The organism is Paenibacillus sp. 203, assembly GCF_037027525.1.
Taxonomy (GTDB): domain Bacteria; phylum Bacillota; class Bacilli; order Paenibacillales; family Paenibacillaceae; genus Paenibacillus; species Paenibacillus polymyxa_B.
Genome location: NZ_JAXCHD010000013.1, coordinates 1 through 15,485 on the forward strand (window position 1 = coordinate 1; position 15,485 = coordinate 15,485).

At 47.9% G+C, this 15,485-nt stretch carries 5 protein-coding genes; all 5 read right to left on the minus strand.

Annotation, left to right across the window (positions count from 1 at the left end; translation table 11 throughout):
- On the minus strand, positions 1–8,923 hold an 8,923-nt coding region (locus tag WA407_RS22645; RefSeq protein WP_336078427.1), incomplete at its 3' end, for an amino acid adenylation domain-containing protein.
- Positions 8,924–10,893: 1,970 nt separating this feature from the next.
- On the minus strand, positions 10,894–11,130 hold the full coding sequence (locus WA407_RS22650) for a hypothetical protein (protein ID WP_196765466.1): 237 nt from the start codon (positions 11,128–11,130) through the stop codon (positions 10,894–10,896).
- Positions 11,131–11,428: 298 nt separating this feature from the next.
- Positions 11,429–11,737 carry a hypothetical protein gene (locus WA407_RS22655; protein ID WP_061830895.1) on the minus strand — a complete coding sequence of 103 codons (309 nt, stop codon included), beginning with the start codon at positions 11,735–11,737 and terminating at the stop codon, positions 11,429–11,431.
- A gap of 120 nt (positions 11,738–11,857) precedes the next feature.
- The gene (locus WA407_RS22660; RefSeq protein ID WP_250261360.1) at positions 11,858–13,708 is read right to left on the minus strand and encodes an ABC transporter ATP-binding protein; all 1,851 of its coding nucleotides are present in this window, start codon (positions 13,706–13,708) and stop codon (positions 11,858–11,860) included.
- The gene (locus WA407_RS22665; protein WP_165179824.1) at positions 13,701–15,464 is read right to left on the minus strand and encodes an ABC transporter ATP-binding protein; all 1,764 of its coding nucleotides are present in this window, start codon (positions 15,462–15,464) and stop codon (positions 13,701–13,703) included. Before WA407_RS22665 ends, WA407_RS22660 begins: the two co-directional genes overlap by 8 nt.
- Between the last annotated feature and the right edge of the window lie 21 nt (positions 15,465–15,485).

A 15,485-nucleotide genomic window follows, 5' to 3' on the forward strand; every position in this document is an offset into this window, starting at 1 on the left:
CATAACCGATGCCTTTTTGCGGAATATGACGCAGCCCTTCCTTAATCCGTTTGATCAGACGAGCCGTATTTCCCCCTTGTCCCAGACTTCCATCCAGTACAACCGGGAATTGGCTCGTAAACCAGCCGACCGTGCGCGTAATATCCACGTCGGGTACAACGGCTTCCCGTCCGTGGCCTTCCAGGTTAACCAGCACCCGTTCGGAACCGGACCATTCATACACGGCTTTGCCGAGTGCGGCCAGCAGCAGGTCATTCATTTCCGTGTTGTATGCGCGATGAGCTTGTTTGAGCAGTTGCTCAGTTTCCTGTTTCGTCCAGCGGACAGTCACAACCTCACTGTCTCCCAGCAGAGCATTGTCATTTGCAAAATCCTTCGGCAAAGGCTTCGCGAGGCTTGCTTCTGCTTGTTCGATATGCTGCCAGTAGGCTAGCTCCCGCTCCATCGTCGCACGATTCGCGTAGGCTGACAGCTGTTTGGCCCATACCTGGAAAGAATCTGTTTTATGCGGCAGTCGAATAGCTGTGCCTATTTGACCTGCAACAGCCTGCTCATAACCGGATGCCAAATCCTCCAGCAAAATACGCCACGATACGCCGTCCACAACCAAATGATGAATGACGATTAGCAAATGGTCGCCCCCAGCGCAATGGAACAGACCAAGCTTCACAAGCGGACCCTCGCTCAAATGAATGCTCGCTTGAATTTCGCTCGCCTTGGCTTCGACAGCGGTGGATTCGTCTTCCACTCCGCTAAAATCTATAATGTCCAGCGTGTATAGCTCGCCCTCCTCCACACTGCGGTTCCAAGCGACATAACCCTGCTCCGTCTCACGGAATACAGTGCGCAATGCGTCATGATGCTGGACAATACGGTCCAACGTACGGTGCAGCGCATCGACGTCAAAGCGCAAAGCTCGATACAGCATCATCGCCTGGTTGCTGTGGTGCAGATCAACCGGCTGCTGCTCGAAGAACCACCGTTGAATAGGTGTCAGTTCTACCTTGCCTACGGCCTCTTCCTGACTGGCCATCTTGCCATCTGTACGAAGCAAAGGACTGAGTGACGCTACCGTCGGATTGCTGAACAAATCCTTTATGTCCAGTCGATACCCTGCTTGCAGCAATCGGGAGGATACTTGCAGCGCTTTGATCGAATCGCCGCCCAGTTCAAAGAAGTTATCCTGCGTACCTACGGCTTCTGCGCCCAGCACCCCAGCCCACACCGAAGCTAATACTTGTTCCACCGTAGTTCGCGGTGCCACATAAGCTGCACCGGTATGAATGCTTCCTTCCGGTTCCGGTAAGGCCTTGCGGTCGATTTTGCCGTTGCTGGTCAATGGTAAGGTCTCCAGACGCATCAAGCGTGCAGGTACCATATGTGCTGGCAGTGCTGCTTCCAGTGCTGCTTGTACTTCCTCGATCTGCAGCTCGGTTTCTCCCGTGATGTATCCGCACAAATACTTGTGCCCACGCTCGTCCGTCCGGTCGATGACTACGGCTTGACGCACACCGGGCACCCGTTGAATCGCCGTTTCAATCTCGCCCAGCTCAATCCGGTAGCCCCGGATTTTCACTTGATAATCCATCCGGCCGATAAAGTCCACATTGCCGTCCGGCATCCACCGCGCGAGGTCACCTGTGCGGTACAATCGTTCACCCGGTACGTACGGGTTTGCCACGAACTTCTCGGCCGTCAGGTCCGCACGATTCAGGTAGCCTCGTGCCACCCCGGCACCGCCAATGCACAGCTCGCCCAGCACGCCGATCGGCACCGGATTCAGCTGGCTGTCCAAGATGTAAAACCGTGCGTTCAGCCACGCCTGACCAATCGGTACATTGCCGCTACTTGGCAGCTTCGACAGTTCTTCGTCGTAGAAGCTGGAGTCGATCGCCGCTTCCGTGACGCCGTAGCTGTTCATAATGCGAACATCCGCGCCAAACCGTTCTTGCAGCACCCGATAATCCGTCACGCTGCAGCTGTCCGAGCTGGTGATTAGCAGTTCCAGACTGCTCATGTCCAGTCCCTGTTCATGTACATGCTGCATGAACGGTACAATTAAAGCCGGTGTGGATTCGAACACCGTAATCTGATAGTCGTGAATCCAGCCGTACAGACGGCTTGGGTCAATCCGGTCGTCTTTCGGGCAGATGACCATCGTGCCACCGTTATAGAGCGCCCGCGCGATATCGCCGACAAACACGTCGAAGGAGAAACTTGCCAGCTGTAGCAGTCGTACCGGAAACTGGTTCAGACGGTAATCCCGGCGGTAGGCCGCGGCTGTGTTTACCAGACTGCGATGCTCGATCATGACCCCTTTCGGGCGTCCCGTTGTACCGGACGTATAGATCACATACGCCAGATCCTGCGGCTCATTGATAGGTTCCACATCCGTGGCATCCCCGGTATACAGCGACTCATCGTCCAGCGTCAGTACGGTGTGCAGACGCAGTCCCGTTGCGGGTTCGGATGCTGCTTCGCTATCAGATGACGAATCTGATTTCAAGCTTAATCCCTCATTAAGGCTGTCTCTTTCCATCGTTTCAATGCTAACCGCCGTTTCCAGCTCGCCCTCAGACTGCCCTCCGGCCAAAGTCTGTCGGCTTTCCTCCAGCCATGCCTGCGCGCGCTCCTGCAAGCCGATTTGCGTCAGCAGCACTGTCGCGCCGCTGTCCTCCAGCATAAAGCGGATACGTTCGTACGGATAATCCGCATCTAACGGTACATATGCCCCGCCGGCTTTCCATACTGCCAATACGCCGACCAGCATGTCCACCGAACGCTCGCTCAAAATACCAACAATGGATTCGCGCCCAATGCCTTCATTCCGCAATCTACGAGCAAGTTGGTTCCCACGCTCGTTCAGCTCACGGTATGTAAGCTGCCGCTCCTCGTATACAACTGCCACGTGATCCGGTGCAAGCTGCGCTTGTTCTTCCACATAGGCGTGGAACAACCCTTCTGATTGCTTTTCATCACTCCATGCAGATACGCCTACTGATCCAAAACCGTCGATGATCTTCACTTTTTCCTCAGCAGTCACTAGCTCCAGCTCATCTACCAGCGCATCTGGTCTGTTAATCGCTTCTTCAATCATATGCAGCCAGTGCTCACGGAATTGCTCGACAGCTGCACGTTCAAACACCAGCGCGTTGAATTCCAAATGAATATCCATTTCATCGCCTGGCACCACTGTAATATTAAAATCATAGTTCGTTTGCTCTGACATTGAAGCATTGGCAATCGTAAAACCATTCGTACCACGGCTACCCATGTGCTCCATGCGCTGTTCTACTGGGTAGTTTTCAAACACCATAATATGGTTCACCAGGTCCTGTTTTTGCTCTGTCAGGGCCTGAATTTCATATAACGGATAGGTTTCATAGGCTCGGGAAGCCAGTGCCTGCTCCTGTATCTGCTTCATTAACGCAGCAAACGTCATATCTTTCTCACTGTGAATCCGTACAGGAACCGTGTTAATGAACAAACCAACCATTGTATCGATGCCCGGAATATCTGCTGATCTACCAGATACGACACTGCCAAATACAACATCCCGACTGTTGTTATACCGTTGCAGCACAACGCCCCACGCTGCTTGCAGCAGTGTATTGACCGTCACTTGCTTTTGCTTAACCAGCTTGTTCATCCGTTCCGTCACTTCGCGGTCCAGTGTAAACGAAAGTTTGTCCGCTTCATATTCTTTAGCGTGACCGTCCAGCTGTTTTGCCTGCGGCAATACCGTCTGCTGCTCGAAACCAGCAAAATAATCACTCCAGAACCGTTCAGCCTCAGCTTTGTCCTGCCGCTCCAGCCATTCAATATATTCGCTGTATGGCGTTACTGGGACAAGCTCCGGCTTGCGGTCTTCGAGGATGGCAAAGTACGTATTAAATGCCTCTCCTACAATTAGGAACAAGCACCAGCCGTCCATCAAAATATGGTGGAAGCTCCACACAAAACGGTACGATTCCTCGCCTGTACGCAAAACAGACACCCGCATCAGCTCGCCAGAGCTGAAATTAAAGCCCTCGGCTTTGTCACGCTCAGCAAAATCAGCAATGTATGCGTCCTGCTCTCCTTGTCCCATTGAACGCACATCTTCAAAACGGAACCCGGCATGTTTGTGGCGGTACACCACCTGTAAAGGCTGCTCATTCCATCCGCTATAAAAATTCGTTCTGAATATTTGATGGCGATCCACCAGTTGATTTAAGCTTTCGGCAAAAGCCTCCACTTGAAAGCTGCCTTGCAGATCAAATGTCGCCTGCTCAAAGTACGCCCCGGAGTTCGGCTCCATTAAGCCGTGGAACAGGATGCCTTTTTGCATGGGTGTGAGCGAATAAATATTTTCTAGTTCTCCCGCAGTAGCCGTCTGCTCTACAATATGATCCAGCTCTCCAGCCGTCAGTCCTTGGAAGGACAAGTCGCTTGGCGTCAGCTCTGGCAACTCTTTTTCCACACAGTGAGCCAATACCTCACGCAAGCTCTCCTGAAGCAGATCAGCCAGCTTTTTGATTGACTTTTTCATGAACGTTTTGTTGCTGTAGCTGATCGTCAGTTCCAGTGCACCGTCCGTGATCATGCCGTTGATATCCAGAGCATACCGCTTGGTCAACGTATCACTAATGGAAGCTCCGATGGAATAAGGAGACATGCGAAATGCGTTATTCTTCAAATCCTGATCGAATTGTCCGAGATAGTTAAAGCTGATTTCCGGCTCGGCGACAAAAGCGGCTTCCCCTTCCCTAGGCGCAGAAAGATATCTCAAAATACCGTATCCAATTCCTTTATGCGGCAAACGACGCAGCCCTTCCTTGACGCTCTTGACACGCCGTCCCACATTCCGATCCTCGCCCATATCGAGCACAACCGGGAATTGGCTGGTAAACCAACCGACCGTACGCGTAATATCCACATCCGGCAAAATAGCTTCCCGTCCGTGACCCTCCAGATTTACAAGCACCTGACGGATGCCTGCCCACTCCTGAATTGCGGTGCCCAGAGCTGTCAGCAACAGGTCGTTCGCTTCCGTGTTGTAGGCTTGGTGTGCCTGCTTCAAAAATTGTTCTGTTTCTTCGACAGTCCACGCTACTGTCAGTGTCCGATCATCGCGAAGCTGTGGCTTGGCCTGAGATTTACGAGTGTAATCTTTAGGCAAGGATGCCTGACTCTTCCCTGCTTGCTCAATCTGCTCCCAATACGCACGCTCGTTCTCCAACGCTCCACTGCTCGCATAAGCGGATAGCTGGTCTGCCCACAGACGGAAGGAATCCGTCTTATTGGGCAAACGGACAGACTCGCCACGTAAAGATTGCTCATAGCCGGTTGCCAAATCTTCCAGCAAAATACGCCAAGACACGCCGTCGACCACCAAATGGTGGATCGCTACCAACAAATGGTCTCCATCGGTGCAACGGAACAGACCCAGCTTCACCAGCGGTCCTTCGGACAGATTCATGTTATTTTGAATTTCAGTTGCTTTCGTCTCAATCGTCGCGCTCAGCATGGATTTATCTGTCAAAGCTCTAAAGTCCAGCACGTCCAGATGATACAGCTCGCCTTCCTGTATTCCGCGGTTCCACGCTTGATAGCCTTGCTCGGTCTTCCTGAACACCATCCGCAGTGCATCGTGGTGCTCCGTCAGCTTGATAAGCGCCTGACGCAAAGCAGCTTCGTCAAAGCCCTGCTCCCGGTGCAGCATAACCGCCTGATTAAAATGATGCGCATCCACTTGCTCTTGTTCAAAGAACCCGTGCTGGATCGGAAGCAACGCTGTTTTCCCGCTCACTTCTCCCTGATCTGCCGTATGACTTGCCTCGTGCATGTGCGGTGCCAATGCTGCAACGGTTGGATACCGAAGCAGATCCTTCATGTCCAGCTTGTAGCCTGCCTGGAACGCACGAGATACGATTTGAATCGCCTTGATCGAATCGCCGCCCAGATCAAAGAAATTGTCCAACATTCCGACGGTTGGCACGCCCAGGACTGACTGCCAGACGGCTGCGAGTGCCCGTTCCGTTGCAGTGCGTGGCTCTACATAATCCGCTCCGCTTTGCAGGCTGCCTTCCGGTGCTGGCAAGGACTTACGATCAATTTTACCGTTCGGTGTCAGCGGCATCTGCTCCAATTGAATGAAATACGACGGCACCATATAGCTTGGTAGCTCCCGCCCCAGCTCACTTCTCAGTTCGCTGGCTCCGAGTTCTTGACTCGCCACATAGTACGCCACGAGTTGTTTTTGACCCGTTTCGTCCGTATGGGCCACGACGACCGCTTCTCGTACCGATTCCACCTGCAATAGCTGCGATTCAATCTCGCCCAGTTCGATCCGGTAGCCCCGGATTTTCACCTGGTGGTCCATCCGTCCCAAATATTCAATGTTGCCGTCCAGCGTCCATCTCGCCAAATCGCCTGTACGGTACATACGTTCATACCCGACTTTGCCTCCGGCAAACGGATTATCCACAAATTTCTCGGCCGTCAGTTCTTCGCGATTCCAATATCCACGGGCCAGTCCTTCCCCTGCAATACATAACTCGCCCGGCACACCGACTGGCTGCAATTCCCCACTCGCATTCATGATATAGATTTGGGTATTCGCGATGGGACGTCCGATATTAATGTCTTGAGCATGAGTCAGTTCCTGTACGGTCGACCAAACCGTCGTTTCTGTAGGTCCGTACATGTTATAAATGCGGGGACCGTTTATTTCTTGCAGTGCTGCGAGCAGCTTGGACGGAAGGGCTTCACCCCCGACCATAATTTCCTTTACGTCTCGCAGCGCGCGGAAACCTGATTCATGATCCATCAGCATTTGCAGCCGCGATGGTGTCATTTGCAACATATCAATATGATGGTGAGCAATCAACTCACCAAGCGCCTGAGGGTTCACCTGATGCTGGCGGTCGCCAAGCACAACAGTCATTCCACTCAACAGGGGCAGGATGGTTTCCAATACGAAAATATCGAATGAAATGGTCGTCAGTGACAAAATCGTTTTGTTCGCTTCAAAGTCGATGATTTCACGCATCCCGGTAATAAAGTTGAGTACCGAGCGATGCTGGAGCATAACTCCTTTCGGATTTCCAGTCGAACCAGAGGTATAGATGACGTAAGCCAGATGCTCTGGGCGGGCAAACGCCTCTAGGTTGCCGCTTTCTCCCTGATACAATGCTGCATCCTCAAGAAACATGGTATTGGCGATGTAATGATGTTCTTCTGCCAGATCACGACTGGTCAGAAGCACTTCGGCCTTGCTGTCTTCCAGCATGTATTCAATACGAGATGACGGAAATTCGGGATCGATCGGCACATATGCACCACCTGCTTTTAAAACGGCCAGCAGACCTACGATCATTTCCAATGAGCGCTGCACCATCAGACCAACCAGTTTGTCAGGTCCTACTCCTTGTGCTTGAAGCATTCGTGCCAATGAATTCGCCCGTTCATTCAGCTCCCGATAGGTCAGACACTGATTTCCAAACATAACCGCTGTTTGACCCGGTGTACGTTCTGCCTGTTCCTCGAATAGCTCATGAATCCCCACATTGTGTGGATAGGGCACTGCTGTCGCATTAAATACATCCATAATTTGTGCCCGCTCTTCGTCACTCATCAGTGACAACTCCTGAATCCGCTTCTGTGGCCCTTTCACCATATGCTCTACCACACTCAGGAATTGGCGAATAATTCGGGCGATCTCCTGCTCGCTGAACAACTCGGTCCGATAATCCAGTTGCAATACAAGTTTATCGTCATCCAGCATGTCTATCATGGCAATATCGAAGTCACTCACCGTATCTCCGCAGAAATCGGTATGCACCTGCTGAACGGCTTCATCAAAACGGGAGAAGCTCAGTGTACGGTATTGAATGGTAACGCCAAACAGGCGGCGAATATCCGTGCCGCTTTGCTGTTCACGCAAATCCTGCATGATTTTGTTGTACGGATAACGCTGATGCCGCAAAATGGACGCCTGCTCCTTGCCAACACCTTGCAGGAAGGTGAGTAGCTCGGATTCCGGCTCAACCCGCAGACGTGTAGCCACAGTGCTGACGAACATGCCCATTGTATTTTTTTCCTTCTTCAACGTACGGTTAGCATACAATGTACCCACGGTTAAATCCTGTTCCCCTGTCATTTTATGCAAATAAATATACAGAGCAGCCAGGAAAAATGTAAAAATACTGATGTTATTCGCCTCGCAAAAAGCCGTGACACCACGATATAATTCGTGCTCCAGTGTATAGTTCTCCCGGCGTGCAGCCGTACTCACCGTAAGCGGATTGTATGATTTTAAACCTGTAACCTCCGGCAAATTGGCAAATTTCTCCGTCCAGTACGTCTTGTCCTTTTGATAGCGGTCCGATTGCTCATAGCTTTGCTCCACCTGAATAAAATCGAGATATGAATTCGCTGGAGCCAACGCATCTGAACCTGTACCATGCACAATATTCATATAATGCCCCGTAATTTCATTAATGGCCTGCTCCATGGTTACGCCGTCCGAAATAATATGGTGCATTTTGAAACTAAACCAGGTGTCTTCTGCCCCCAACCGCAAAATAACAAACCGATACAGCTGCGAATCCAACAAGGGGAACGGCTGTGCGTTATGATGGCTGACCCATAGCTCAGCTTCCTCCGGGGTAACCTGAAGCGTTTCTATGCTTTGAGCAGCAAACGGCTCCACATATTGATAGGGGATGCCGTCCCGAGCCGTGATTTTGATACGAAAAGAATCGTTTTGTGCAATCACCTGGTTCATTGCCTGCTGCAATGCATCTATTCGAACTGTTCCCTTGATTTTAACAGTGGTAATAATCGTAGACGTGTTGCGATTGGGATACACAAGCTCCGTGTACCAAATACGTTGCTGTGGTTGGCTTAATGCAAACAATTGAACATTGTGCTGAGTCATACGTATCTCTCCTCGCGAAATAGATGTGGGTAAAAAGTAACTCCTCATAAATGACCGTCCTTGTCAAGGAACTGGTCATGCGTACCTTTTCACCGGCATTAAATTGCCAATGACAGTCGGCAAAAGCGACCACTCCTGATATACCATTGAGATATGGGTGTCTTCGAAAAGCTGAATTTGAATAGAAACAAGCACATCTCTCTTTTTCATCACTCACACTTTCGCAGTGCAAGCTTTTTTAGTTGGGCGGACATAGTGAAATAACTCTGACTCTGGATGTATGAATATGTGCATGGAGTGAGAACATTTTTGAATTATGCTGAGAGTACATCTTGGTGGTGGGTTGTAGAATGGTTGCCGCAGTGTTAACAACGTAATGTATCATGCTGTGTGCTGTTAGAATCTTGGCTGGAGGGTATCGATGCTGCGAGATACATGAGCTGCTGCAGCGTGGTTAGGAGCGTAATTCTAGGATGAAAGGACAAAAAAATACTCACGACTGCGTTTATAACTTCCCTGATTTTGTACATGGATGAAAAATGATGGTCATCGGACGAGCCAACGGGATTCCAAGGCTGTTTAGGATATATTTCGCATACCTTAAAATAATAGAGTTGACTTTTGGAATACGGAAAATGTGAGACGGATTTACCAGATATGATGCTATGGACAGGAAATCTTGCAGTTTTGCCTATACAACTGCCATGCTGTTTCAATTACAATCAGTGCTCCCATACAGTGTCTAAAAAAGAAAACAGCTTATGTACTTATGAAGCCATTTCGGGAAGCCGTTGAGGGCATATTGTTCTGCTTGATATCCATGGAGCTTCTGTTGAACAACTTTCATGTTCTGTAAGCCATTCAGGTTTAAAGCCCCCATGTCGAGCGAAACAAAATAACTGGATCTTCTCAGTCAGATGGATCACGTTTTTAAAACCAAGTCATGACCGAGTTGACATATAAATTTCTCATATCCTCTTACTGTCCAAAATCTCACAATAAATCCTTATATCCCTTTTTTCCTCCCAATACTTTCTAGCTATTTTAAATATACAAACTTTAAAACCGATTAGCATGGGACATAAGTTCCAAATTGATGGATTTCATGAAATCAATAAATAACCCATATTATTCTATTATTTTTATAGATTCAAATTCAAGAATTTTACTTTTTTATTAAATTGAATACTGACCATGACCCGTTAACGTGATTCAAAACAAATTTTTTGATTTTATCAATTGATAAAATCAAAATAATGTAGGCTTGCAAGAAAGTCTCAAAATCCTTGTGCCAAAACAAATTTTACGTTACATACCATTAACACAAATATAACAAATCAATCCTGACATTATCCGACAAATTTCAACTTTTTCAGCAATATTCTTTAATTACCTATATCATGGAATTTATTTGCATTAAGCTGGAATGATTCAAAATTAATAACTCTTCACTTTTTAAATAGATAGTGACTTTTAATAGATCTTTTGAACTAATTTACATGCGGAATTTTCTTTAATTTTTCTTGTGAAATTTTAGTTCAGCTTAAATTTCCTCTAATTTAAGCTATAAATTTTATTTTTTAATTAATAGAAACGTTTTGATTCCCCTTTAAAAATATAAATTTTTAGAAAACTCATAACTTTGGAACTATTTTTTTCGCAAAATTTAATGAACGGAAAATACAAAATAGCAAGTCTCCATGTTGCAAGAGACTTGCTATTTTAAGGTTTTGGCAACTTGACCCTTAAGAATGAAGTGAATACTCTCACAGCGAACGTACCGGAAACATTTGTTGTGTGATGTATACTGTGTACGAATCGAATCGTTTTTGTTACCGAGCGCATCACAACCGAGTGAGCTTCTGCCCTGTGACCAGACAGGAAACGAATCCTTTGAAACCACTCATCAGAAATCCAGACAAACCCTCGTACATCACGTCTTTTAAATGACAAGGGCTTGCCGCAGCTGTTCACATTAACCGATTCAAAATGGTGTGCGTCAGGCAGGAAAATGATTCGAAATGCTTCACTCGTTGGGAAGCTCCAGTTTTTTTACGCAAAACAATCTCATTACTGTCTTCCTCGCTAAACATCCCATACAAACGAGCGCTGACAGCCCATCCTGACAATCCGAACTGTTCCGAGCTGGAGGTCTCCATTAATGCGCCATCCAAAGCAATAATTAAATCGCAGCTTTTTACCGTCAATGGTTGTTCGCCTAATTTACCAGCTTGCACTGCCTCCGTAATGAGAAACAGCGAAACATCTCTAACCTAGCATGTTCCCCTTTTAGTTGATCCAGCTGTTAAGTCTCTTAGTATCAAGCCAATGGAATATGTATTTTGTGGCATGGATTATTCTTCCCAGTATATTGACATAATTAACAAAAATGCTGACATCTATGTAACTCGATGTCAGCAGGCAGAAATCAGCACTGTCAATTTGCTGTAAAGATATACTACGAAGTCAACTACCTTCAGCAGAATAAGAATAGTGAATAGTTCTTCACCCATCCACCACATCTGCTTGCAAATCTGTTGCAATTTCAATCATCTTAGGCACGACAGCCTCATCGGAAATAGCCACATACACATCACCCATGTAATGACGAAAAGGTATTTCTACATCAGCATACTTCCACATGAAAAAGTCTCCCTCGATCGACATGGTACTCTCAGCACCTTGTATGATTAGCACTCGTGAATACGAAAAGTCTGGCTGGGATGCAAAGTAATCTTTGCACTCCTCCAGGGTAATGGATTGCTCCACAGGACTTTCCTGCATGGAACGGGTGATTCGAAAACGCTGGTTCATTGATCTGCCTCCACAATTATGATTAAAAAATTCTGGCTTTCATACCTTATAATGTACACATGCTGCTGTCAATTTCGTTGGAATTATATGGATATTTAATATGCTTTCAAGCATTTACTTTTAAGATGCATGTTCAAACTGACTATTGTATAGATCGGCATAGAAGCCGCCTTTAGCCAACAATTCCTCATGGTTACCCATTTCGATAATGTCACCGTCCTTCATGACCAGAATCAGATCCGCATTCTTGATCGTCGAAAGTCGGTGAGCAATCACAAAGGAGGTTTTCCCCACAGTCAGCTGGTCCATCGCTTGTTGAATCAGCAATTCCGTACGCGTATCGACCGAGCTTGTGGCCTCATCCAGAATGAGCATGGGTGAATCTTCAATCATGGCTCTTGCAATGGTAATCAATTGCTTTTGACCGGCAGAGAGATTGGCTTTGTCATCCAACACTGTATCATAGCCCTGCGGCAGTGTTTTAATGAAGCTGTGCAGACCCACCGCTCTACATGCAGCTTCCACCTGCTCATCGGTAACATGATCTTTGGAAAAGACGATATTGTCACGAATCGTTCCTTCGAACAGCCAGGTATCCTGAAGCACCATACAGAATAATTCATGAATATTCTCGCGCGTTAATTGGCTAATCGGGGTGCCGTCAATGTAGATTTCTCCATCGTTCAGCTCATAAAACCGCATGAGCAAATTCACGAGCGTGGTCTTACCAGCGCCTGTCGGACCGACAATGGCAATTTTCTGACCAGCTTCAGCTTTCATGGAGAAGTCCTTGATGATCATACGATCTGCATTATAGCCGAAACGGACATGTTTGAATTCGACATCCCCTTTGGCAGTGTCCAGCTTTATGGTCTTGTGACGCTCATCTGCCAATTCTTCTTCACCCAGAAATTCGAATACACGTTCACTGGCGGCAGCCGCCGACTGCAGATTGGTTGCGGCCTGTGCCAGCTGCGACAAGGGCTGTGTAAACAGACGAATATACACCATGAAGGCGACAATAGTTCCAATAGTTATAGTCTGTTGGTTGACCAGCAAAGCTCCCACGACACAGACCGCGACATAACCAAAATTTCCAATGAACATCATGACTGGCATCATCAGACCAGACATGAATTGGGACTTCCATGCATTTGTATATAAGCGGCTGTTAATGCCATGAAACACTTCCTTGGCTGCTTGTTCCCCGTTATATACCTTGACTACGTTATGACCAGCATAAGTTTCTTCGATATGACCGTTGATCTGGCCAAGCTCCGCTTGCTGTGCAACAAAGTATTTCTGTGAATGCTTCATAATCACGCTCATCAGGCAAAAGCCGATCAGCGTAGCTATAATTCCGGTAACGGTCATGATCCAGTTCGTATACAGCATCATAATCAAGGCGCCCACAAAGGTAGCCAGCGCACTGACAAGCGTGCCGAGACTGTTGTTTAACGTTTGTCCAATGGTGTCGACATCGTTGGTTACACGGCTAAGCACATTACCGTAGCTCGTAGAGTCAAAATACTTCAAAGGCATATGATCGATTTTTCGAGACAGTTCTGTCCGCATCTTCTTTGTAAGACGCTGTGAGACGGTTGCTGTAATGAAGCCCTGGAAATAGTTAAAGATAAGACCAAATCCATATAAAAGCGCCAATACAAGAACAATCTTCTGAACAGCACTTACATCAATCCCGGTCACGATTCCTTCCTGAATCAGGTTGGCAATATCGCTGAGCTTATCGGGGCCAATCACGTTGAGGGTGGAGCCGACCAGGGCCAGTACCATAGCTAGTATAATCATAGGCACATAGGCCTTGCTGTAGGATACAAGCTGACTGATGGTCTTTTTAAAATTATTCGCTTTTTCACCAGTACCCTTGCCCCCCGCGGGTCCTTTACCCATGGGACCTCGCTGATTCATTTTCATTTGCTGGCTGTCGACGGTGTGTTCATTCTTATCCATGTATGAGTTCCTCCTTCGAAAGCTGCGAATATGCGATCTCCTGATAGGTGCTGCAGTTCGTCATCAGCTCTTCATGCGTGCCGCTCCCTACAATCTCTCCCTGGTCCAGCACGATAATCCGATCAGCGTCTTTGATAGTACCTATGCGCTGACCAACGATAAGTGTCGTAGCGTGGCCGGTTTCTTTTTTGAGAGCGGAGCGCAGAATTCGGTCTGTTCTGTAGTCTAATGCCGAGAAGGAATCATCGAAAATATAAATTTCCGGCTGACGGTAGATGGCACGCGCAATGGACAGTCGCTGCTTTTGACCACCGGACACGTTCGCTCCACCTTGCGAAATTCTACCCTGATATTGACCATCCATCTTTTCGACAAACTCCGTTCCTTGAGCAATACCAACGGCTTCTTTAACGAGTTTCTCCGAAGCTCCTGCTCTTCCGTTATCGCCATACGAAACGTTGGATACAACCGTACCGTTGAACAATACAGCTCTCTGGGGGACATACCCGATTTTGTTATGGAGTGCCTGCTGATTATAGTTCCTGACATTCACACCATCCACGAGTACCTCTCCCTCGGTCACATCATAGAAACGGGGAATCAGATTGATCACGCTGGTTTTTCCGCTGCCTGTAGCGCCAATAAAGGCAACCGTCTCGCCTCGTTTCGCCGTAAAGCTAATGTTGCGAAGCACGGCCTCCTCCGCGTCTGGATATTTGAAGCTGACATTACGGAATTCCACTTGCCCCATAACGCTCTCTTCTCCTGTCGTCTCATGCCCGTTAACGATGCTGGATTCGGTATTCAAAACCTCCATGATCCGTTTGGCAGAGATCGAGGCGCGAGGCATCAGAATGAATATCATACTTACCATCATAAAGGCCATAACCACCTGCATTGCATAAGAGGAGAATACGACCATATTGGAGAACAACGTGATGCGGTCTGGTACGGCCGCCCCGTTAATCAGGTAAGCGCCGATACAATAGATAGAGACACTCAGACCTGACATAATAAAGGTCATACCTGGGCCAATCATCGTCATTAATCGGTTCGCGAACAGGTTTGTATTCGTCAACTCAACGTTAGCCTGCTCGAACTTCTCCTGCTGATACTGATCTGCATTATAAGCGCGTACTACCCGAAGTCCGATCAGATGCTCACGTGTTACCCTGTTCAGATTATCGGTGAGACGCTGGATTCTCTGAAAACTTGGAAGAGCGAAAACAACAATGACACTTAGCATTAAAATCAGAACAGCCACGGCCGCTCCTGTGGAGGCGGTCCACTGCCAGTTTTTATCCGCAATCTTCACAATAGCCCATACGGCCAGAATAGGTGCCTTGATGATCACCTGCAGCCCCAGCGCAACCACCGTTTGAATCTGCGTAACATCGTTCGTGGAGCGGGTAATGAGGCTTGCCGTCGAAAAGCTGTTCATCTCTTCCATCGAAAAGGATAAGGTCTTGTCAAAGACCATCGCACGCAGACGCATAGCCAGCCCAGCAGCCACCTTTGCCGCGAAATAGCCCACAATAATAGATGCAATCATACTGCCGACGGCACAAAACAACATGTAACTGCCGGGAATCAGCAGTTCGGACACAGGCGTTCCTTCCGTTTGCAGCTTGGTCGTAATTTCCGCCATATAATCAGGCAGCTTCAGATCAAGCCATACCTGCACAACGATGAAAGCTAGGCTGCAAAGTACGAGCATCCATTCATTTTTCTTGAGATATTTGAATATCTTTAGCATTCTGTTGCTCTCCTTTTATCT